Source organism: Enterobacter hormaechei subsp. xiangfangensis (assembly GCF_001729785.1).
GTDB classification, from domain to species: domain Bacteria; phylum Pseudomonadota; class Gammaproteobacteria; order Enterobacterales; family Enterobacteriaceae; genus Enterobacter; species Enterobacter hormaechei_C.
The window spans coordinates 666665-688691 of the sequence record NZ_CP017183.1 but is presented as its reverse complement, the minus strand read 5'-3'; the positions used below and the strand labels follow the sequence as shown (position 1 = coordinate 688691).

General features: G+C 55.9%; 22 protein-coding genes and 1 other annotated feature. Of the genes, 7 read left to right on the top strand and 15 right to left on the bottom strand.

Annotation, left to right across the window (positions count from 1 at the left end; translation table 11 throughout):
* Positions 1-67: 67 nt before the first annotated feature.
* Positions 68-634 carry an acetate uptake transporter gene (satP, locus tag BFV63_RS03350; RefSeq protein WP_003856474.1) on the top strand — a complete coding sequence of 189 codons (567 nt, stop codon included), beginning with the start codon at positions 68-70 and terminating at the stop codon, positions 632-634.
* On the opposite strand, the gene BFV63_RS03345 is transcribed toward satP, so the two are convergent.
* The 3 genes from BFV63_RS03345 to tal form a co-directional block, all read right to left on the bottom strand.
* Positions 611-1933 carry an MFS transporter gene (locus BFV63_RS03345; protein WP_045342589.1) on the bottom strand — a complete coding sequence of 441 codons (1323 nt, stop codon included), beginning with the start codon at positions 1931-1933 and terminating at the stop codon, positions 611-613. The two genes, satP and BFV63_RS03345, sit on opposite strands and share 24 nt — an antisense overlap.
* 122 nt (positions 1934-2055) lie before the next feature.
* Positions 2056-2643: a molybdopterin adenylyltransferase gene (mog, locus tag BFV63_RS03340; protein ID WP_003856479.1), complete on the bottom strand. Its 588-nt coding sequence runs from the start codon at positions 2641-2643 to the stop codon at positions 2056-2058.
* A gap of 110 nt (positions 2644-2753) precedes the next feature.
* Positions 2754-3707 carry a transaldolase gene (gene tal, locus BFV63_RS03335; RefSeq protein WP_003856481.1) on the bottom strand — a complete coding sequence of 318 codons (954 nt, stop codon included), beginning with the start codon at positions 3705-3707 and terminating at the stop codon, positions 2754-2756.
* 262 nt (positions 3708-3969) lie between these two features.
* Between tal and BFV63_RS03330 the strand changes: the two genes are divergently transcribed.
* Positions 3970-5403 (top strand): alanine/glycine:cation symporter family protein, encoded by a 1434-nt coding sequence (locus BFV63_RS03330; protein ID WP_023315364.1) that lies wholly within the window; start codon positions 3970-3972, stop codon positions 5401-5403.
* Between the two features lie 66 nt (positions 5404-5469).
* The gene (gene yaaA / locus BFV63_RS03325) at positions 5470-6243 is read left to right on the top strand and encodes a peroxide stress protein YaaA (protein ID WP_022650381.1); all 774 of its coding nucleotides are present in this window, start codon (positions 5470-5472) and stop codon (positions 6241-6243) included.
* Between the two features lie 31 nt (positions 6244-6274).
* On the opposite strand, the gene BFV63_RS03320 is transcribed toward yaaA, so the two are convergent.
* The 7 genes from BFV63_RS03320 to yjjY all read right to left on the bottom strand — a co-directional run bounded on the left by BFV63_RS03320 (position 6275) and on the right by yjjY (position 13073).
* Entirely contained in the window at positions 6275-6556 is a 282-nt protein-coding gene (locus BFV63_RS03320) for a DUF2502 domain-containing protein (protein WP_048241417.1), read from the bottom strand.
* 246 nt (positions 6557-6802) lie between these two features.
* Positions 6803-8089 carry a threonine synthase gene (gene thrC, locus BFV63_RS03315; protein WP_003856490.1) on the bottom strand — a complete coding sequence of 429 codons (1287 nt, stop codon included), beginning with the start codon at positions 8087-8089 and terminating at the stop codon, positions 6803-6805.
* A 3-nt stretch (positions 8090-8092) separates the two neighbouring features.
* Positions 8093-9022, bottom strand: coding sequence for a homoserine kinase (thrB, locus tag BFV63_RS03310; protein ID WP_022650380.1), 930 nt, complete (start codon positions 9020-9022; stop codon positions 8093-8095).
* A 1-nt stretch (position 9023) separates the two neighbouring features.
* Complete coding sequence (thrA, locus tag BFV63_RS03305) at positions 9024-11486, bottom strand: bifunctional aspartate kinase/homoserine dehydrogenase I (protein WP_003856494.1); 2463 nt, start codon at positions 11484-11486, stop codon at positions 9024-9026.
* Positions 11487-11510: 24 nt separating this feature from the next.
* Positions 11511-11628, bottom strand: a sequence feature (Thr leader region).
* Positions 11567-11635 (bottom strand): thr operon leader peptide, encoded by a 69-nt coding sequence (thrL, locus tag BFV63_RS22345; RefSeq protein ID WP_015572623.1) that lies wholly within the window; start codon positions 11633-11635, stop codon positions 11567-11569. It overlaps the preceding feature by 62 nt.
* A gap of 211 nt (positions 11636-11846) precedes the next feature.
* The gene (locus tag BFV63_RS03300) at positions 11847-12533 is read right to left on the bottom strand and encodes a tRNA/rRNA methyltransferase (protein WP_003856496.1); all 687 of its coding nucleotides are present in this window, start codon (positions 12531-12533) and stop codon (positions 11847-11849) included.
* A gap of 399 nt (positions 12534-12932) precedes the next feature.
* Complete coding sequence (yjjY, locus tag BFV63_RS22950; protein WP_001541509.1) at positions 12933-13073, bottom strand: YjjY family protein; 141 nt, start codon at positions 13071-13073, stop codon at positions 12933-12935.
* A gap of 95 nt (positions 13074-13168) precedes the next feature.
* On the opposite strand from yjjY, the gene arcA reads away from it, so the two are divergent.
* Positions 13169-13885 carry a two-component system response regulator ArcA gene (gene arcA, locus BFV63_RS03295; protein ID WP_003856501.1) on the top strand — a complete coding sequence of 239 codons (717 nt, stop codon included), beginning with the start codon at positions 13169-13171 and terminating at the stop codon, positions 13883-13885.
* Positions 13886-13934: 49 nt separating this feature from the next.
* On the opposite strand, the gene creA is transcribed toward arcA, so the two are convergent.
* Positions 13935-14405 carry a protein CreA gene (gene creA, locus BFV63_RS03290; RefSeq protein ID WP_003856503.1) on the bottom strand — a complete coding sequence of 157 codons (471 nt, stop codon included), beginning with the start codon at positions 14403-14405 and terminating at the stop codon, positions 13935-13937.
* Between the two features lie 215 nt (positions 14406-14620).
* Here creA and robA point away from each other — a divergent pair, with 215 nt between their 5' ends.
* Positions 14621-15490: an MDR efflux pump AcrAB transcriptional activator RobA gene (robA, locus tag BFV63_RS03285; protein WP_003856504.1), complete on the top strand. Its 870-nt coding sequence runs from the start codon at positions 14621-14623 to the stop codon at positions 15488-15490.
* On the opposite strand, the gene gpmB is transcribed toward robA, so the two are convergent.
* Entirely contained in the window at positions 15487-16134 is a 648-nt protein-coding gene (gpmB, locus tag BFV63_RS03280) for a 2,3-diphosphoglycerate-dependent phosphoglycerate mutase GpmB (RefSeq protein WP_006810187.1), read from the bottom strand. The two genes, robA and gpmB, sit on opposite strands and share 4 nt — an antisense overlap.
* Positions 16135-16182: 48 nt before the next feature.
* Between gpmB and yjjX the strand changes: the two genes are divergently transcribed.
* On the top strand, positions 16183-16698 hold the full coding sequence (gene yjjX, locus BFV63_RS03275) for an inosine/xanthosine triphosphatase (RefSeq protein ID WP_022646994.1): 516 nt from the start codon (positions 16183-16185) through the stop codon (positions 16696-16698).
* A 27-nt stretch (positions 16699-16725) separates the two neighbouring features.
* Here yjjX and trpR read toward each other — a convergent pair whose 3' ends face one another.
* Together trpR and sltY are read right to left on the bottom strand one after the other, a co-directional pair.
* Positions 16726-17055 carry a trp operon repressor gene (trpR, locus tag BFV63_RS03270; protein ID WP_003856511.1) on the bottom strand — a complete coding sequence of 110 codons (330 nt, stop codon included), beginning with the start codon at positions 17053-17055 and terminating at the stop codon, positions 16726-16728.
* Positions 17056-17110: 55 nt separating this feature from the next.
* Complete coding sequence (gene sltY, locus BFV63_RS03265; protein WP_003856513.1) at positions 17111-19048, bottom strand: murein transglycosylase; 1938 nt, start codon at positions 19046-19048, stop codon at positions 17111-17113.
* A gap of 226 nt (positions 19049-19274) precedes the next feature.
* Between sltY and ettA the strand changes: the two genes are divergently transcribed.
* Complete coding sequence (gene ettA / locus BFV63_RS03260) at positions 19275-20942, top strand: energy-dependent translational throttle protein EttA (RefSeq protein WP_003856515.1); 1668 nt, start codon at positions 19275-19277, stop codon at positions 20940-20942.
* A gap of 91 nt (positions 20943-21033) precedes the next feature.
* On the opposite strand, the gene BFV63_RS03255 is transcribed toward ettA, so the two are convergent.
* Positions 21034-21933 (bottom strand): LysR family transcriptional regulator, encoded by a 900-nt coding sequence (locus tag BFV63_RS03255; protein ID WP_022650376.1) that lies wholly within the window; start codon positions 21931-21933, stop codon positions 21034-21036.
* Positions 21934-22027 lie beyond the last annotated feature (94 nt).

Here is a 22027-nt window from a genome sequence, read left to right as displayed (position 1 = left end):
CCCCGTCAGGGAGAACTGGCGCGGGTTTAACCATTTCACCATATTAATGATGATTTTTTGAGGACTTATGGGCAACACTAAGTTGGCTAATCCGGCTCCGCTGGGCCTGATGGGTTTTGGCATGACCACCATTCTGCTGAACCTGCACAATATCGGGATGTTCCCGATGGACGGCATTATCCTGGCGATGGGCATTTTTTACGGCGGTATCGCACAAATCTTTGCGGGCCTGCTGGAATATAAGAAAGGCAACACCTTCGGCTTAACCGCCTTTACCTCTTACGGTTCTTTCTGGCTGACTCTGGTCGCGATTCTGCTGATGCCTAAAATGGGCCTGGCGGAGGCGGCAAACGCCCATTTCCTGGGCGTGTACCTGGGACTGTGGGGCGTGTTCACCCTGTTCATGTTCTTTGGCACCCTCAAGGCGAACCGCGCGCTGCAATTCGTCTTCCTGAGCCTGACCGTCCTGTTCGCCCTGCTGGCCATCGGTCACCTGGCGGATAACGAAGGCATCGTTCACGTTGCCGGCTGGGTCGGTCTGGTTTGCGGCGCAAGCGCAATCTACCTGGCCATGGGTGAAGTGCTGAACGAGCAGTTCGACCGCACCATTCTACCGATTGGTGAAAAACACTGATCCCTCTGTCGTGCCCGCGTCGCGGGCACGACGTCCCTCTGACTGGCGAAGCCACATCCCCAATACCAGCCCCATCAGCGATAACGCCAGCACGTACCACGCAGGTGCAAGGGGCGACAGCCCCATCAACACCGTCACCACAATCGGGGTCAGCCCGCCGAAAATGGCATACGAGACGTTATAAGAGAAAGAGATTCCGGTGAAGCGAACCTCCGGCGGAAAGGCGCGGACCATCACGTACGGTACGGCGCCAACGACGCCCACACACAGCCCGACGACACCGTACAGCAGGAACAGCTGTTCAGGATGGGTGCCCGCAAGATGATAGAATGCCCAGCTCGACGCGGCCAGCAGCAGGCTGCCGACAATAAAGGTCACGCTGGCGCCGAAACGATCCGCCGCCAGCCCGGCGGCCAGACAGCCAAAGCAGAGCATAATTGTCGCGATACTGTTCGCCTGTAACGTCACGGCAGGCGCAAAACCGTACTGTTTTTGCAGCCAGACCGGCGACATCAAAATGACCACCACGATACCCGCAGACAGCAGCCAGGTCAGAAGCATCGACACGACTACCGCTTTTTTATGCCGCACTACTACGGTTTTCACCGGCAGTTCTTGCGCCAGCGCCTTCCGCTGCTGCATTTCCAGAAATATTGGCGTCTCCTGCAACCAGCGTCGCAGGCACATTGCCACCAGCCCAAACGCCCCGCCCAGCAGGAACGGTATACGCCAGCCCCAGTCGTGAACGGCCTGTTGCGTCATGCTGGTATTGATGATGGTTGCAACTACGGAGCCAAGCAGGATCCCGATCGTCAGCCCTGCGGTCAACGTTCCGCACGCAATGCCGATGCGGCGCACCGGGACGTGCTCAGCGACAAACACCCACGCGCCAGGCACTTCCCCGCCGATGGCCGCGCCCTGGAGAATACGCATCAGCAGCAGCAATAACGGGGCGATAATGCCCATCGACTCATAGGTAGGCAAAAGGCCAATCGCCAGCGTCGGCACGGCCATAAGCAGGATGCTGAGGGTAAACATCTTCTTGCGCCCAACCAGATCGCCAAAGTGCGCCATGACAATGCCGCCCAGCGGACGCGCCAGATAGCCGGCAGCGAAAATGCCGAAAGTTTGTACCTGACGCAGCCATTCAGGAATATCCGCCGGGAAAAACAGCGCCCCCACAACGGCGGCGAAGAAGACAAAGATGATGAAATCGTAAAACTCCAGCGCGCCGCCCAGGGCAGCGAGCGTGAGGGTTTTGTAGTCCTGTCGATTCAGAGGTCGGGTATTATGTGACATAGCGAACCATTGTGCATGTGTTGTGGATTATTTTTTACAGCAATCGTAAAGAAAAAATTACTATATCGTAAATCCATTTACACGCTACTGCGGCTGGCGCTTATGTCACATTTTAATCATTTTCAGGAGATTGTTTCGCGGCGAGCGCTTTTAGGGCGAAATGCTGCTACCACGTTGCCGTCAGTTTCCACGTACGGACCGTCAAGCAGTTGTATACAATACGGTACACTTGCAAAGATACCGTGAACGATAACGCTTCCGTCCTCGGCTTTTACCCCTTCCAGCGTCTCTTTTATCGACTTCGGCTGCCCCGGCAGGTTCAGGATCAGCGCCTGTTTGCGGATCACCCCGACCTGACGGGAAAGAATGGCCGTCGGGACAAAGTGTAGACTGATCTGGCGCATCTGTTCACCGAAGCCCGGCATTTCACGATCGGCGATAGCCAGCGTCGCGTCCGGCGTTACATCGCGGCGCGCGGGGCCGGTGCCGCCCGTCGTCAGCACAAGGTGGCAGCTCATTTCATCCACCAGCTCACACAGGGTTTGCTCGATGATCGGCTGCTCGTCCGGGATCAGGCGAGTCTGGATCTCAAACGGGGTAGTGAGCGCGCTGCCCAGCCACGCTTCCAGAGCAGGGATGCCTTTATCCTGATAAACACCGCTGGAGGCGCGGTCAGAAATCGACACTAAGCCGATGCGTAAGGTATTCATATCCATTCCATTCAAAAAGTACTGATTAAAGGGAATGATACACGCAGAGAGAAAATTCAGACAGAGGCGGGGGAAAGACGCGTGACCGGGAACCCGGTCACGCAGAATGATTACAGCAGGTCGCCGATCATTTTTTCCAGTTTTTCCTGGTCGATAGCAAACTTACGGATACCGTCCGCCAGTTTATCTACGGCCATTGGATCCTGGTTGTGCTGCCACAGGAACTCGGACTCGGTGATGCGCTCAGGACGCGCTTTCACTTCGCCAGTGTAAGACAGTTTACGCTCGATAGCACCTTCGCTTTCTGCCAGCTCTTTCAGCAGCGCAGGGGCGATGGTCAGGCGGTCACAGCCAGCCAGCTCGATGATTTCGCCGACGTTACGGAAGCTTGCGCCCATAACAACGGTCTCATAGCCGTGCTGTTTGTAGTATTCGTAGATTTCAGTCACAGAAATCACGCCTGGATCTTCAGACGCCGCGTACTCTTTCTTGTCGGTGTTGGCTTTGTACCAGTCCAGAATACGGCCCACGAACGGAGAAATCAGGTATACGCCAGCTTCGGCACATGCACGCGCCTGCGCGAAGGAGAACAGCAGAGTCAGGTTACAGTTGATCCCTTCTTTTTCCAGCTGCTCAGCAGCGCGGATGCCCTGCCAGGTAGAGGCCAGTTTGATCAGGATACGGTCGTTGCTGATGCCCGCATCGTTGTACAGTTTGATCAGGCGTTTTGCTTTGGCGATAGAGGCTTCGGTGTCGTAGGACAGGCGAGCATCAACTTCGGTAGAGATACGGCCAGGAACGAGCTTCAGGATTTCCAGACCGATGTTCACTGCCAGTTTGTCAGTGGCATCCACAACCTGCTGCGCGCGGTCATTGCTCTGTGCTTTTGCCCAGGTCACCGCCTCGTCGATCAGTTTGCGATACTCAGGGATCTGCGCGGCGTTAAGGATCAGAGAAGGGTTGGTTGTGGCATCCTGCGGCTGGTACAGCTTCATTGCCGCAATATCTCCGGTGTCAGCGACGACAGTGGTGAACTGACGAAGGGAGGTCAATTTATCCGTCATGATAGTGTTTCTCTTTTAACGTGCCCTGGATAATTCACACTACCGACAGCTTGCCAGCAGCGGAAAAATGACAGGTTTACTTGTTAGGGGGATGTAACCGGTCTGCCCTGATGATAACACGAGTGAGAGGCAGCGCAACCGCAGACAGTGCGCTTAGGCAGAGTATGATAAACTCAGAATATTAACAGGCTGCTAAGTAACAGCATGCACACTCAGTGGTAGCGCTTACATATTCACTTTGGCATCAACAAGAGGGACGTTAGTGCCTGATTTCTTTTTCTTTATTAACGAAGTCCTCTGGGGTTCGATCATGATATACCTGCTTTCTGGAGCAGGTATCTGGTTTACGTGGCGCAGCGGGCTGATTCAGTTTCGCTATATCCGCAAATTTGGCAGAAGTCTGAAAAACAGCGTCACCCCACAGCCGGGCGGCCTGACATCGTTTCAGGCGCTCTGTACTAGCCTTGCCGCGCGCGTCGGCAGCGGTAACCTGGCCGGTGTCGCGCTGGCGATCGGCGCGGGCGGTCCGGGCGCGGTATTCTGGATGTGGGTGACGGCGATTATCGGTATGGCCACCTCCTTTGCTGAATGCTCGCTTGCGCAACTCTACAAAGAAAAAGACGGCAAAGGTCAGTTTCGCGGCGGTCCCGCCTGGTATATGGCTCGCGGGTTGGGAATGCGCTGGATGGGCGTTCTGTTCTCGATCTTTTTGCTGATTGCCTATGGCCTTATTTTCAATACCGTTCAGGCAAATTCCGTCGCCCACGCGCTGCGCTTTGCCTTTAATTGTCCGGAGTGGCTGACGGGCGGCGCGCTTGCCCTTCTCACCCTGCTGACCATTGTGACCGGGCTAAAAGGGGTTGCCCGCCTGATGCAGTGGCTGGTTCCGCTGATGGCGCTGCTGTGGGTGTCAACCAGCCTGATGGTATGCGCGATACATATTGACGAGGTGCCGAACGTCATCGTCACCATTTTCCAAAGCGCGTTCGGCTGGCGCGAAGCGGCTTCAGGCGCGTTGGGTTACACCCTTAGCCAGGCTCTCACTGCGGGTTTTCAGCGGGGTATGTTCTCCAACGAAGCGGGAATGGGCTCCACGCCGAATGCCGCCGCAGCGGCCGCATCCTGGCCCCCGCATCCCGCCGCGCAGGGCATTGTACAGATGATTGGCGTCTTCACAGACACCATTGTTATCTGCTCCGCCAGCGCGATGATCATGCTGCTGGCCGGTGCCGCTGAGCAACCGTCCGGTAGTACGGCAGGCATTCATTGGGTACAACAGGCGCTGGTCTCCCTCGTCGGCGGCTGGGGCGCGGGCCTTGTCGCACTTGTCGTGGGACTTTTTGCCTTTAGTTCCATTGCGGTGAACTATATCTATGCCGAAAACAACCTTATCTTCCTGAAAGTCAATTCGCGTCTGACCCGCAACGTCCTTCGCGCGGGTGTGCTGGGAATGGTTTTCGTCGGCTCCCTGCTCAGTATGCCGTTGGTCTGGCAAATAGCGGACGTCATCATGGCGCTGATGGCCATCACGAACCTGACGGCCATTTTGCTGCTTTCACCGGTTGTGGCGCTGATCGCGCGCGATTATCTGCGTCAGCGCAAGCTCGGCGTACAGCCCGTCTTTGACGCCTCACGCTATCCCGAAATCGAGTCACAAATTGCCCCTGGCACCTGGGATGATTTGCCGCGGCAATAACAGCTATCGATCAATTCAGGGCGATTTTTTGTTAAAGTCGCTCTAAATTTCCTGCAAGGACTGGATATGCTGATTCTGATTTCACCTGCCAAAACGCTCGACTACCAGAGCCCGCTCGCCACTGAGCGTTATACCCAGCCGGAATTGCTGGACTACTCGCAACAGTTGATCCACGAAGCGCGTAAGCTTTCGGCTCCGCAAATCGCTTCGCTGATGAGCATCAGCGATAAACTTGCCGACCTGAACGCCACCCGTTTTCATGAGTGGCAGCCTGACTTCACGCCCGCCAACGCCCGCCAGGCGCTGTTGGCCTTCAAAGGTGACGTCTACACTGGCCTGCAAGCAGAAACGTTTAGCGAAGCCGATTTCGATTTTGCCCAGCAGCATCTGCGCATGTTATCCGGCCTGTACGGGGTGCTGCGCCCGCTGGATCTGATGCAGCCGTATCGTCTGGAGATGGGTATCCGCCTGGAAAACGCTAAAGGTAAAGATCTGTACCAGTTCTGGGGCGATGTCATTACCGACAAGCTTAACGCGGCGCTGCAAGCCCAGGGGGACAACGTGGTGATCAACCTGGCCTCCGATGAGTACTTCAAATCGGTGAAACCGAAAAAGCTGGATGCGGACATTATCAAGCCGGTATTCCTCGACGAGAAAAACGGCAAATTTAAAGTAATCAGCTTCTACGCCAAAAAAGCGCGCGGTCTGATGAGCCGCTTCATCATTCAAAACCGCCTGACGAAGCCAGAGCAGCTCACCGGCTTTAACAGTGAAGGGTATTTCTTCGACGAGGCATCGTCAGGAAAAAACGAGCTGGTGTTTAAGCGTCACGAGCAATAAAAGACAACCCCGCCAGCTGGCGGGGTTTATGTTAATGGTGCTTCCGGTCCGGGCGACGATCGTCATGACGGTGTTGATCGTCACGATCGCGATGTTCATCGTGCGGACGCCAGTGGTTATCGCGCCAGTCATAGTGCGCTTTCCACCAGTCATGGTCGCGCCAGCGGCCGCCATCCCAGTAGTGCCCGTTATTATCCCGATCGCCAATTTGCAGTTTTACCGCGGGCACGAGGGTGATTTCAGCTGCCTGCACCGCCATCGGAGCGACCAGCATCAGTGAAAGCGCGATAAGTGCAGGTTTCAGTGTAGACATAGGTGACTCCTTATTCTTCTTGCCCAACGTGGGCCGATGTAAGGAGAGTACATGATGGGAACGGGGGATGTTATTCTCTGCAATCCTAAACGCTAAGTGACCGCATTTATTGGGAAATTCTGCTTTTTTCCTGCTGTTTTTCTCCTTAATTTCTCCATAAAAAAGCCGGGTGGCGGCTTCGCCTTACCCGGCCTACGTTCTGAGCCGTTGTAGGTCGGGTAAGGCGTAGCCGCCACCCGACAAAAATCACGCTCGGGTCATCATCAGCTTACGCAGCGCGGCAAAGTCTGCGGGCAGCTCATGAGACAGCAGCGGCAGGTCGGCACGCTCGGCCAGCTCTTTTGGCAGCGGCAGCGTTTCCCCCAGGATCGCTTCCACACTCTCTTTGAACTTGGCCGGATGGGCGGTGCCGAGGAACAGGCCATACTCACCCGGTTGAAGCTGATCGCGCAGGGCACGATAGGCAATCGCCGCATGCGGCTCAGAGGTATAGCCCACCGCTTTCAGCTCGCGCATGGTGGCTTTCGTGGTTTCGTCCGTCACCGCTGCGTAACCCAGATCGCCCAGACGCCAGACCTTACGGCGGAACAGCTCTTCCACACGCGGCCAGTTGTTAGGCTGTGACACATCCATCGCATTGGAGAGCGTGGCCTGAGTCGCGTTCGGCGCCCATTTTCCGTCCTTCAGGAAACGCGGCACGGTGTCGTTGGCGTTGGTGGCGGCGATAAAGCGCTTCACCGGCAGGCCGAGTGATTTCGCCAGCAGGCCTGCCGTCAGGTCGCCGAAGTTCCCGCTTGGCACGGAAACCACCAGCTGATTGCGCGCGTCCTGCGGCAACTGCGCCACCGCTTCGAAGTAGTAGCAGATCTGCGCCAGCAGACGGCTGATGTTGATGGAGTTGGCAGAGTTCAGCCCCAGCGCCGCCTTCAGCTCTTCGTCATCGAAGGCTTGCTTCACCAGCGCCTGACAGGCATCGAAATCGCCGTCGATCGCCACGGTTTCAATGTTGCCCCCAAGGGTGCAGAACAGTTTTTCCTGAAGCGGGCTGATTTTGCCTTTCGGATAGAGGATCACCACGCGGACGTTTTTCAGGCCGTAGAACGCATGGGCCACCGCCGCACCGGTATCGCCTGAAGTCGCGGTCAGAATGGTCACCGGTTTGTCGCCGCTGATGTGGGTCAGCATCTGCGCCATAAAACGACCGCCGAAATCTTTGAACGCCAGCGTCGGGCCGTGGAACAGCTCCAGACAGCCAACGTCAGGCTCCACCTGCTTCACCGGCGCCGGGAAAGCAAACGCCGCACGCACGCGCTCTTCCAGCAGCTCCTGTGGGATTTCGTCGCCGATAAACGCAGACAGAATTTTGGTGCTGCGGGTGACAAAGTCCTGCTTCAGCAGTTCATCGATTTCGGTCAGCTGAAATTCCGGCAGGTCGTGGGGGAAGAACAGCCCCTGATTTTTGCCCAGCCCCTGCGTTACCGCCTGCGCAAAGCTGACCTGCTCGTTATGATCTTTAAGGTTGTAGAGTTTCATTCGTTATCCCAGTACTCGTGCGCCAGCCGTGTCCAGACGGCAAATATGAACAAAGCCTTCCTGATTTTGCAGGTAGTGTTTAGAGAGCCAGTCCGCCACGCGCTGCGCGGTGTCTGGCTTGTCGCATAAGGCGAACAGCGTCGGGCCGGAGCCGGAGATGCCGCACGCCTGTGCGCCGATATCCATGGATGCCTGTCGCGCTTCGTTAAAGCCCGGCAGCAGCTTCGTGCGATACGGCTCGGCAATAACGTCTTTCATCAGTTTCGCCGCCAGCTGCGGCTGTCGGGTGTAGCAGGCATGAATAAAGCCCGCCAGATGACGCCCGTGGGCGATACAGTCCTGACGACGATACTGCGCCGGCAGGATCGCACGCGCTTCGGCGGTAGACACTTTAATGCCCGGATAGGCCAGCACCCACAGCCACTCATCAAACCCTGGCACCTGCTGGCTGATGATGCCATTTTCTTCAATCATCAGCTGCATGCCGCCAAGGAAGCACGGCGCCACGTTATCATAATGAATGCTGCCGGAGATGCGCCCTTCCAGCTCGCCCATCAGCGCCAGCAGACGGCTGTTGTTCAGCGGCTTGCCGCAGTGCTCATTCATCGCCACCAGCGCGGCGACCACCGAGCAGGCGCTCGAGCCCAGCCCCGAACCAATCGGCATGCTCTTTTCCAGCGTCATGGCGACCGGCACGTTTTTGCCAATCTCCTGACAGAAGCGTTCCCAGCACTGATAAACAATATTCTCGCGCGGTTCAGACGGCAGCTTACTGGCGAAACGGCCGATGTTATTCAGGCTGAAGCGCTCTGCCGCCTCAACCGTAACCGTATCGCCCAGCAGCGAACCGTCCACCGGCGTTACCGCCGCGCCCAGCACGTCAAATCCGACACTCATATTAGCGCTGGAAGCCGGGGCATATACTTTAACCATCTTAAACTCCTAACTTCCATGACAGGGTACGCAGCAGATCGGCAAACACGCCTGCCGCCGTCACATCATTCCCTGCGCCATAGCCGCGAAGCACCAGCGGCAGTGGCTGATAATAATGGCTGTAGAACGCCAGAGCGTTCTCGCCGTTTTTCACCTTGTACAGCGGATCGTTGCCATCCACTTCGGCAATCTTCACCCGGCAGACGCCGTCTTCTTCAATGTTGCCAACATAGCGCAATACCTTACCTTCATCACGGGCTTTCGCAACGCGTGCGGCAAAGGCATCGTCAAGCTGAGGTAAATTCGCCATAAAGGCGCTGACGTCACCGCTGTCATCAAATTCTGCTGGCAGCACTGGCTCAATCACGATATCAGAAAGCTCCAGCTCGCGGCCGGTCTCGCGCACCAGGATCAGCAGCTTACGCGCCACGTCCATACCGGAGAGGTCGTCCCGCGGATCCGGCTCGGTGTAACCCAGCTCGCGCGCGGCGCGGGTGGCTTCCGACAGGCTCATCCCTTCGTCCAGCTTGCCGAAGATAAACGACAGGGAGCCGGAGAGGATGCCGGAGAAACGCTGTAGTTCGTCGCCCGCGTTCAGCAGGTTTTGCAGGTTCTCGATGACCGGCAGGCCCGCGCCCACGTTGGTGTCATACAGAAACTTGCGGCGCGACTTACTCGCCGCCAGACGCAGCTGGTGATAGTAATCCATTGACGAGGTGTTGGCCTTTTTGTTCGGCGTCACCACGTGGAAACCTTCGCGCAGGAAATCCGCGTACTGATCGGCCACCGCCTGGCTGGAGGTACAGTCAACGATCACCGGGTTAAGCAGGTGATATTCTTTCACCAGGCGGATCAGGCGGCCCAGGTTAAACGGCTCTTTCGCCTCTTCCAGCTCCGCCTGCCAGTTTTCCAGGTTCAGACCGTGGACGTTAGTCAGCAACGCTTTCGAGTTCGCAATGCCGCAGACGCGCAGATCGATATGTTTCTTCTTAAGCCACTCCTGCTGACGCTTTACCTGCTCCAGCAGCGCGCCGCCGACGCCGCCGACGCCCACCAGGAACAGCTCAATCACCTGGTCGGTGTTGAACAGCATCTGATGCACCACGCGCACGCCGGTAGTGGCGTCATCGTTATCCACGACAACGGAAATGGAACGCTCGGATGAGCCCTGGGCAATCGCCACGATATTGATATTGGCCCGCGCCAGCGCGGCAAAGAATTTGGCGGAGATACCGCGCAGGGTGCGCATACCGTCGCCGACCACCGAGATAATCGCCAGACGCTCCTGAATCGAGAGCGGCTCCAGCAGCTCTTCTTTCAGCTCCAGATAGAACTCTTCTTCCAGCGCGCGACGGGCGCGCAGGCAATCGCCCTGCGGAACGCAGAAGCTGATGCTGTATTCGGAAGAAGACTGTGTGATCAGCACCACGGAGATCCCGTTGCGGGACATAGCGGCAAAGACGCGTGCCGCCATGCCGACCATGCCCTTCATCCCCGGGCCGGAGACGCTGAACATCGCCATGTTATTGAGGTTAGAAATGCCTTTCACCGGCAGGTCATCTTCATCCGCGCTGGCGCCAATCAGCGTACCCGGCGCCTGCGGATTACCGGTATTCTTAATCAGGCAAGGGATCTGGAACTGGGCAATCGGGGAGATGGTACGCGGGTGAAGAACTTTAGCGCCGAAGTAGGAAAGCTCCATCGCTTCCTGGTACGACATCGACTTCAGCAGCCTGGCGTCCGGCACCTGGCGCGGATCGCAGGTATAAACGCCGTCGACATCAGTCCAGATCTCACAGCAGTCTGCGCGTAAACAGGCGGCCAGCACGGCGGCAGAGTAATCGGATCCGTTACGCCCCAGCACCACCAGTTCGCCCTTCTCGTTACCGGCGGTAAAGCCTGCCATCAGGATCATATGGTCAGACGGGATTTTGCTCGCCGCAATACGGCGTGTCGACTCGGCAATGTCGACGGTGGATTCGAGGTAGTGGCCCACAGCCAGCAGTTTTTCAACCGGATCGATGACCGTCACGTGGTGACCGCGCGCTTCCAGCACGCCTGCCATGATGGCGATGGAGAGTTTTTCACCCCGGCAAATCAGCGCCGCGTTGATGCTGTCCGGGCACTGGCCAAGCAGGCTGATACCGTGAAGAACGTGTTTAATCTGGGCAAATTCAAGTTCAACGGTGCTTTTCAGCTGCGCCAGCGGGAAACCAGGCTGGGCGTCGGCCAGCCCCTGAAGCAGATCGGCGAAGATACGCTCGGCGTCGCTGATGTTCGGTAGTGCATCCTGACCACCGATGGTTTTTTCAATCATCGCCACCAGGTGGTTCGTGATTTTGGCCGGGGCAGAGAGCACGGTGGCAACCTGCCCCTGCCTGGCGTTGCTTTCCAGGATATCGGCAACACGCAGAAAACGTTCTGCATTTGCCACTGACGTACCGCCGAACTTCAACACTCGCATGGTTCTACCTCATTTCCTTTAGCCGAAAAAAAAGCCCGCACTGTTCAGGTGCGGGCTTTTTTCTGTTTTTCCTGTACGCGTCAGCCCGCATCGTTACCTGTGGTAATGATGATGGTTGTAGTAATGGTGGTGATGCTGATGCGTTTCATGGATGTTGTGTACTCTGTCATTATTATCTGTCTGTGCTCTATTCTTTTAGGGTTAAAGGATCGAGCCCCTTAAGTCAATGAATTTTTAATTCGATCACAATTCGGGACATTCTCACGTCCCGCTGCGCGCAGATTTATTTTCATCGGAATACCCCAGTTGCAACCCCAGACATCAGCAGGATCGGCCATAATAAAAACCTATGGCACTATTTTACTCCGCTAATTTTTTTTCAATATCATGAAGCAATCGGTGCAGCATTGCCGTGTCGCGCTGTTCAAGACGCCCCAGGCGCTGCTGTAACCAGTCCACCATTTTTTGGTCGTCAGCGACGCCCAACTGCGCAAGAAGCTTATCTGCACGAACACGCAGTGCCGCCAGCTGGTTTTCATCCGAAACTGTCACCGGTGGCTGAGAAATTTGTATTAAGGATGCTAATTGATAGCAATAGACCATCACCGCCTGCCCCAGATTGAGTGACGGATAATCCGCCACCATCGGCGCGCCCGTCAGCACGTCAGCCAGCGCCAGCTCTTCGTTAGTCAGCCCGGAATCTTCTCGCCCAAACACCAGCGCGGCTTTCTCCAGCCACTGGCTTTTCTCTTCCAGCATCGGCACCAGTTCAGCAGGCGTGGCGTAATAGTGAAACTTCGCCCGGCTGCGCGCGGTCGTCGCGACGGTAAATGAAATATCGTGGAGTGCGTCGGCGAGCGTAGCGTAAGTGGTTATATTATCGAGAATATCACCCGAACCGTGCGCCACCCAGCGCGCAGCAGGCTCCAGATGCGCCGTGCTGTCCACAATACGCAAATCGGTAAAACCCATAGTCTTCATGGCACGCGCCGCAGCGCCAATATTTTCAGCTCTTGCTGGTGCCACCAGCACAATCGACAGATGCATTTACGCTCTCTTTTTAATCAGTTAGCAGGTAAAAATGTGATTCAGTTCAACATATTACGCAGCACGAATTTACATTTTTGCAACACAAATCACCGAAATAGCGTTTCATAACAATTAAAAAAAGCTAAACTATTTTGTGGCTGAACAATCAGTTAGAATGTTAACAGAAGACCATTATCCTTATGTTTTGTAATGATAATGACCATATGAATACTCTTTTCTGATTGGATTCGTACCGTTTATCAATCAATGTCCGCAACTAGTTGGTTTATTGAAAAATTGTGACAAAGGCTAGCATTCAGCTACGATGATTTCATCAAACTGTTAACGTGCTACAATTGAACTTGATATATGTCAACGAAGCGTAGTTTTATTGGGTGTCCGGTGTCACTTAGCCTGTTATGTTGCTGTTAAAATGGTTAGGATGACAGCCGTTTTTGACACTGTCGGGTCCAAAGGGAAAGTACCCACGACCAAGCTAATGATGTTGTTGACGTTGATGGAAAGTGCATCAAGAACGCAATTACGTACTTTAGTCACGTTAAGCCGATCATGTTAATTTGCGACATGCATCAGGCAGGTCAGGGACTTTTGTACTTCCTGTTTCGATTTAGTTGGCAATTTAGGTAGCAAACATGCAGACCCCGCACATTCTTATCGTTGAAGACGAGTTGGTAACACGCAACACGTTAAAGAGCATTTTCGAAGCAGAAGGCTACGATGTCTTTGAAGCGACCGATGGCGCAGAGATGCATCAGATCCTTTCTGAAAATGATATCAACCTGGTGATTATGGATATCAACCTGCCGGGCAAAAACGGGCTTCTTCTGGCGCGCGAACTGCGTGAACAGGCGAACGTCGCGTTGATGTTCCTGACAGGCCGTGACAACGAGGTTGATAAAATTCTTGGTCTGGAAATCGGCGCGGATGACTACATCACCAAGCCGTTCAACCCTCGCGAGTTAACCATTCGTGCACGCAACCTGCTGTCCCGCACCATGAATCTGGGTACGGTCAGTGAAGAGCGTCGTAGCGTCGACAGCTACAAATTCAACGGCTGGGAACTTGATATCAACAGCCGTTCGCTGATTAGCCCGAACGGTGAGCAGTACAAACTGCCGCGCAGTGAATTCCGCGCGATGCTGCACTTCTGCGAGAACCCGGGCAAGATTCAGTCTCGTGCAGAACTGCTGAAGAAAATGACCGGTCGTGAGTTGAAGCCACACGATCGTACCGTTGACGTAACCATCCGTCGTATTCGTAAACATTTCGAATCTACGCCTGATACGCCGGAAATCATCGCCACGATCCATGGTGAAGGCTATCGTTTCTGCGGTGACCTCCAGGAGTAATCCTCACATCACGCAGTAAAGAACGGCGCATTTGCGCCGTTTTTTTTTATTAATGCCACGGCATAATCGGCACCGCGCTAATCGCGTTTTTCGGTGAGCCTTCCACGACTTTGTCCGAGTAGGCCAGATAAGCCAGGGTGTTACGCTTCGCATCATAAAAACGGACCACCTGTAGCTTTTTGAACACCAGCGAGGTCCGTTTCTGGAATACAACGTCGCCCTGCGCTTTGCCGTTTTTAATTTTGTCACTCAATTCCACCGGTCCAACCTGCTGGCAGGAGATGGCCGCGTCAGACGTGTCTTCAGCCAGCCCCAGGCCGCCTTTAATCCCGCCGGTCTTCGCCCGGCTGACATAGCAGGTGACGTTTTTAACGTCCGGATCGTCAAACGCCTCCACCACAATTTTGTGGTCCGGCCCAAACATTTTAAACACGGTATCCACGGAGCCAATTTGCTCCGCCTGCGCCACGCGCCCTGCCATCAGCGCCAGTGCTGCAAAGACTAAAACCTTGTATTTCATATTGTTACCATTCATAAAAAATTACGCTGAGCGATTATTCAACAGGTTAGATAAAAATGTAGCAAGATCACAGGATTAGAATATATCCGCACATAAATCACCATAAAAAGCATTTATGCGCAAAAAAAACACTGAATGCTAAAACGTCAAAAAATGCTATTATCCGCTAACCTGTAAACAGGCACCTGCGGCAGTTTTAAGGATGAGGATAGTATATGGATCAGGCTGGAATTATTCGCGACCTGCTCACCTGGCTGGAAGGTCATCTCGACCAGCCATTGTCACTGGATAATGTGGCGGCAAAAGCAGGCTATTCCAAGTGGCATCTGCAAAGGATGTTCAAGGATGTCACCGGTCATGCTATCGGTGCCTATATTCGCGCACGTCGTTTATCAAAGTCTGCTGTTGCGTTGCGCCTGACCGCGCGACCAATCCTTGATATTGCCCTGCAATATCGTTTCGATTCACAGCAAACTTTCACCCGCGCCTTTAAAAAGCAGTTCTCGTTAACGCCAGCGCTTTATCGCCGCTCGCCGGACTGGAGCTCCTTTGGTATGCGTCCGCCGCTGCGTCTGGGCGAGTTTGCGATGCCAAAATATGAAATCATCACCCTGCCAGAAACGCACCTGGTCGGCACCACGCAGAGCTACTCCTGTTCCCTTGAGCAGATCTCCGAGTTCCGCCATCAGATGCGCGTTCAGTTCTGGCGCGAATTTTTAAGCCATGCTCCGGCGATCCCGCCGATTCTGTATGGTTTGAACGAAACGCATCCAAGCCAGGAAAAAGATGACGAGCAGGAGGTGTTCTATACCACGGCGCTGACGCCTGATATGGCGAACGGTTACATTCATGGCTCGAAGCCTGTCGTGCTGGAAGGCGGCGAGTATGTGATGTTCTCATACGAAGGTTTAGGAACGGGCGTTCAGGAGTTCATCCTGACCGTTTACGGGACCTGCATGCCGATGCTGAATCTGAATCGCCGTAAAGGTCAGGACATTGAGCGCTACTATCCGGCGCAAGATGCTAAACCGGAAGAAGGCCCTATCAATCTGCGTATGGAATTCCTGATTCCGGTACGTCGTTAACGCTGCAATTCGTCCAGTGCAGGGGCATCAAGATGCGAAATGTCCCCTGCCATCTCAACCACCCACCCCGATGCCAGCCAGGCACTTTCCTGATAGTCGATACGGGAAATGGAACAGTTGCGCAGACGCAAACGGCGTTCGGCGTAAGCCGGCAGTCCCAGAATGGTGCTCACCAGACAACCCAGCGCGATACCGTGGCTCACCAGCAGCGGTCGGCTACCTGCCGGGAGTTTCAGGCACTCGGCCAGCGCGGCATGCATGCGCACGCTCAGCTCCTGCATGGATTCACCCTCAGGGATGCGACCATCTTCAGTGCCGTTCACCAGCGTGCGGCGCCAGCCTTCTTCGGTTTCCGTCAGCGTATCGATAGGACGTTTTTCCAGCACGCCCATATCCAGCTCGCGCAGACGCGGTTCGAGGGTCACGTCGCAGCCACAGGCATCGGCGATGATGCGTGCTGTCTGCTGTGTGCGGCCTAAATCACTGGAGATGACGTGAGTGATGCCCAGCGTTCTGGCGCGCTCCGCCACCTGCCACGCTTGCTGCACACCTTTGTCGGTGAGAGGACTGTCTGACTGGCCTTGAATACGTCGCTCGGCGTTCCACTGCGTTTCACCGTGGCGAACAAGGTATACCTGTAACATGCTTTTTTTCCGTTATACTGCGATGAATTTTTTAAATCGAGCTTAATTATGCACCATGTTGTCTCTGCTACCACCAATCCTGCCAAAATTCAGGCAATTCTAAGGGCATTTGAAGAGATCTTTGGCGAAGGATCCTGCCATATTGACGCCGTCGGCGTCGAGAGCGGTGTGCCGGAACAGCCGTTTGGCAGCGAGGAAACACGCGCTGGCGCACGAAATCGCGTGGCGAATGCAAAAGCCGCCGCGCCAGACGCTGACTTCTGGGTCGCGATTGAAGCTGGTATCGACGAAGGAGCGACCTTCAGCTGGGTTGTCATCGAAAGCCGCGAGCAGCGCGGCGAAGCGCGTTCTGCCACGCTGCCGCTGCCGGAGGTCATACTGGAGAAAGTCCGCGCGGGTGAGGCGCTGGGGCCGGTAATGTCGCACTATACCGGCATTGATGAGATTGGTCGTAAAGAGGGGGCGATTGGCGTCTTTACCGCGGGCAAGCTCACCCGTTCGAGCGTTTACCACCAGGCCGTTATTCTGGCGTTAAGTCCGTTCCATAACGCGATTTATCGTTAAGTCTGTAGGCCGGATAAGGCGAAGCCGTCATCCGGCGTTTTTCAGCAATACCGCTTCCAGCCACTGACGCAGTTCAACCGGCGCCGACTTCAGGCTGTTTGAACCACGGGTAATGGTCGCGATGCCCGCGCCCAGCTCGTTTTTCAGCTCGCGCTGGCTCATTTCGCCGCGCAGCAGTTCCTCAATAATGCGTACCCGCGTGCCCAGCGCTTCACGTTCATCGGGCGTCAGCATCAGCTGTAGCAACGGTAAATGCAGATCTTTGTCGTAAGACTGGCGGAGCAACTCCACAAAACGAAGCCACTCCTGATGACGCTGTTCGGCCATGGCCGAGGAATACGGGGAATGCTGGGTCATGTTATGCTGCCTCTTGTACTCATTAGCGAGTACAGCATAACACAACCCGCGCCGATCAGTAACGTCTCTGCCACTCGGCATCGCTCATCAGGGTATCTTTCTGCCCCATGAAGTAGCGATAGTAGGCGTCATAGGCCAGCACGTTCTTCACATAGCCGCGCGTTTCCGAGAACGGAATGCTCTCGACAAACGCCACGGCGTCGATACGCCCTGCGCTGTTACCAAGCCATGTCCGCACGCGGCCTGGCCCGGCGTTGTACGCCGCTGACGCGAAGATACGGTTATTACCGAACTGCTGATAGACGTACTGCAAGTAGCTGGTACCGATGTTGATGTTGGTCTCCGGATCCAGCAGCTGGGACGGGCTGCTGTAGCCTGGAATATTAAACATCTTCACCGTGTGCGTCGCGGTGCCCGGCATAATCTGCATCAGGCCGCTGGCACCCACTGGTGAACGCACTTTCGGGTTCCAGGCGCTCTCCTGACGGGCAATGGCCATCGCGTAGCTTTGCGGAATATCTTTGCCGCTGGTGTAGCGATCGAACAGATCCTTATAAGCCAGCGGGAAACGCTCTTCGAGATGATCCCACAGTTTGCCGGCGATCGTCGCCTGCACGCTCAGATCCCACCAGCGATTATCAAACGCATAGCGGGCAAGCTGCGCTTTCTCTTCAGTGGTACGGCTGGTGACCAGATTCGCCCATTCGCTGCGCGCGGTATTATCCAGATTCCAGTACATCAGCTCGCGCACGCGCGCCATTTCCGGCCCCTGCGTCAGCGCCGGGTTCGCGTTGGCTGGCGCTTTGTCGATCTTCAGGGTGTACTCCTCGCCCAGACGCTGCGCCGCCGCCATCGGGTAGAATCCGCGCTGCTGCATCAGGGAGTGGAGGATCTCTTTGGCTTCATCGTCACGACCACGTTCCAGCAGCAGGTCTGCCTGCCAGTAACGCCATTCATCTTTCTCTTTGGCATCCATCGGCAGACGCGCCAGCCAGGTATTGAGGCCACGACGATCGCCCGTTCCCAGCGCCATGCGCACGCGACGCTCCACCAGCGAGACAGAGTTTGAACGCATCACCGCATCATCACGCCAGCGCGCCTGTTCGTCGGTGACATCTGTTCCCATCAGTCGCCATGCCACGATATCGCGCAGCTCCTGAGTTTGATCGTCATTAAGCTGCTGGGCCTGCACCAGCTGCGGGATCATCAGCCTGGCGTTTTCCACATCATCACGCGCCACGCTGGCAAAGGCCACCGCCGCCATCTGGCGGGTAAAATCGGTCGCGCCGGTGGTACGCGCAAACGTCAGGACGGTGTTCGGATCGTTTGCCAGGCCGATAACGGCAGAAGCAATTGTCTGATAATCCGCCGGCATTTGCCCCGCCAGCACGGTGACCAGCCGCGTGTTCCCGGCCTTCATAGCCAGGCGGATGCGTTCGAGGTAGGAGAGCGGATCCTGCTGCCCCGACGCGCGCCAGGCGCTGAAAAGCGGATCGCAGGCGTTGGGCTGACTTTTGCCCGTCAGCCACAGCTCTTTTGCGCCGGCCCACGCTTCTTCCTGCTGGCCGGTAGCCCATTTCGCGTAATAGTAATTACACTGCGCTTCCGTCGCGCCCGGCTTGTCCGGGCTGAAGGCCAGCAGGCCGCGCCAGTCTTCGCGACGGGCAAGCTCGTTCACGAACCGGGACTTCAGGGTGCGCGCAGGCGGCAGGGTCGGGTTCGCCTGAATGAAGTTGTTCACGGTGACGGTTGGTTGATTCATCAGATCGTCAGTAATCTGGCGATACTCCAGATACGGATACAGCGGATAATCCTTCAGCGTCGGCATCAGCGCCTGCACGGTATCCATCTGCCTGTTGTCCCATGCCTGCTTAATCTGGGCATAGCGGCTACGTTGTTCGTCCAGTGAATCGGCATGCACCGCCTGGCTTACCGCCATTACGCATACGCTGGCAGCCAGCAGACGCCAGACCACCCGTTTGGCTTTTTCCACAAGCTCTTCCTCATTGTTTTTCGTCAGTTGCAGCGTCTTGCCACGTCAAAGTTACATCAACTTATGCTAACCAGGCATCCCACAACGCGCCACGTCATGGACACTTTTTTACCTTTCTTGCGCGTTTTAACACTCCCGACGTTCCTGGCTGGGATTAGGGCGTGAAAAAGGCTACACTTCGAGGCTGAAATTCATTCTCATCACGATAAAAGAGGCGAAGTCCAACGTGGCTCAATTCGTTTATACCATGCATCGTGTCGGCAAAGTTGTCCCGCCGAAACGTCATATTCTTAAAAATATCTCGCTGAGCTTCTTCCCGGGCGCAAAAATCGGTGTTCTGGGTCTCAACGGTGCCGGTAAGTCCACCCTGCTGCGCATCATGGCCGGCATCGATACAGACATCGAAGGTGAAGCCCGTCCGCAGCCTGGCATTAAGATCGGCTACCTGCCGCAGGAACCTCAGCTGAACCCGGAGCACACCGTGCGTGAATCCGTTGAAGAAGCGGTATCCGAGGTGGTTAACGCCCTGAAAGGTCTGGATGAAGTGTATGCCAAATACGCCGAGCCGGATGCGGACTTCGACAAACTGGCCGCTCAGCAGGGCAAATATGAGGAAATTATCCAGGCGCACGATGGTCACAACCTGAACGTGCAGCTGGAGCGCGCGGCTGATGCCCTGCGTCTGCCAGACTGGGATGCGAAAATCGCAAACCTGTCCGGTGGTGAACGCCGCCGCGTGGCGCTGTGCCGCCTGCTGCTGGAAAAACCAGACATGCTGCTGCTCGACGAACCGACCAACCACCTGGATGCCGAATCCGTGGCGTGGCTGGAGCGCTTCCTGCATGACTTCGAAGGCACCGTGGTAGCGATTACCCACGACCGTTACTTCCTCGACAACGTTGCGGGCTGGATCCTGGAGCTGGACCGCGGCGAAGGTATTCCGTGGGAAGGCAACTACTCCTCCTGGCTGGAGCAGAAAGACCAGCGTCTGGCGCAGGAAGCGTCTCAGGAAGCCGCCCGCCGTAAGTCTATTGAGAAAGAGCTGGAGTGGGTGCGTCAGGGCGCGAAAGGCCGTCAGTCTAAGGGCAAAGCCCGTCTGGCACGCTTCGAAGAGCTGAACAACACCGAATACCAGAAACGTAACGAAACCAACGAACTGTTTATTCCACCTGGAGCTCGTCTGGGGGATAAAGTGGTTGAAGTGACTAACCTGCGTAAGTCCTACGGCGACCGCGTGCTGATCGACGATCTGACCTTCTCCGTTCCGAAAGGCGCTATCGTTGGCATCATCGGTCCGAACGGCGCGGGTAAATCCACCCTGTTCCGCATGATGTCTGGTCAGGAACAGCCTGACAGCGGCTCTATCACCCTGGGTGAGACCGTGAAGCTGGCCTCCGTTGACCAGTTCCGCGACGCGATGGACAACAGCAAAACCGTGTGGGAAGAAGTCTCCGGCGGTCTGGATATCATGCGTATCGGCAATACCGAGATGCCAAGCCGCGCCTATGTTGGCCGCTTTAACTTCAAGGGCACCGACCAGGGCAAACGCGTGGGCGAGCTGTCCGGCGGTGAGCGCGGTCGTCTGCACCTGGCAAAACTGCTCCAGGTTGGCGGCAACGTTCTGCTGCTCGATGAACCCACCAACGACCTGGACATCGAAACCCTGCGCGCGCTGGAAAACGCCCTGCTGGAGTTCCCGGGCTGCGCGATGGTTATCTCGCACGACCGCTGGTTCCTGGACCGTATCGCGACCCACATCCTGGACTACCAGGACGAAGGTAAGGTGGAGTTCTTCGAAGGTAACTTCACCGAATACGAAGAGTACAAGAAACGCACGCTGGGCGCAGACGCGCTGGAGCCGAAGCGTATTAAGTACAAGCGTATTGCGAAATAAAAGCAAAACGGCAACTTCGGTTGCCGTTTTTTATGTTTGTTCCCTCTCCCCGTGGGAGAGGGCCAGGGTGAGGGCATCAGGCCGCACAAAATCACCCGCCCACGTAATACCGCTTCACCTCATCAAACTGCATCGCAAAGTCGATATAGCTCATCAGCGCAGGCGAATTGAGCTTACGACTCGGGTAGGCCAGCCAGAGATCGTTTCCCTCAACGCTCCACGCCGACAACACCTTCACCAGCGCGCCCTTTTCGATCTTATCTTCCAGCAGGAATGCGGGTAACAGCGTGATCCCCGCCCCGGCAATGGCGCATTCCCTGGCGTACACCAGATTATCCGTCATATGAGCGTTATCCGGCAGGTAGCGGTAATCCTCATTCTCGCTTCGCAGAAGCCACTCCGACCATGCCCGGTGCGTAATGCAGCGATGCTCCACCAGCTGTCGGGGATGAATTAACGGCTCCCGGCGTGCCAGGTAGTCGGGCGAGGCCAGCATGTAGCGCGGACAGTGCCCAATCATGCGGCCAATCAGGGAAGAATCCTGCGGTTTGCCGGTGCGCAGCGCCACGTCAAAGCCAGACTCGACCAGATCCACCACGTCGTCTGAGATCGACACATCCAGTGACACGTCCGGATAGCGAAGCTGGAACTCGGCATTCATATGCGCCAGCAGCGTCGCGCCAATTCCTGCCGGACAGGTGATCCGCAGCCGCCCGCTGGGGTTTTCTCGCAGCCGCTGAATGGCATACTCCGCGCGCTCGCTGGCCGCCAGCATCTCGCGACAGTGCACCAGATAGTGCTCGCCCGCAAACGTCAGGCTTATTCTGCGCGTCGTGCGATTCAACAGACGGATCCCCACCTGCTGCTCCAGCTGGCTAATACGCTGGCTGACGCTGGATTTTGGCAGTTCCGCCTTCTGCGCCGCCGCGGTAAAGCTGCCCATCTCGGCCACCAGCGCAAACAGTGCCATATCCTGAAGCTGTTTAAACATGATTGTTCACTCTGTACGAACGCTGAGTTCTGGATTGTCCATCTTATCATGCGGCTGACCACTTAATAGACTAGCCTCAACAAAACGAATGCCA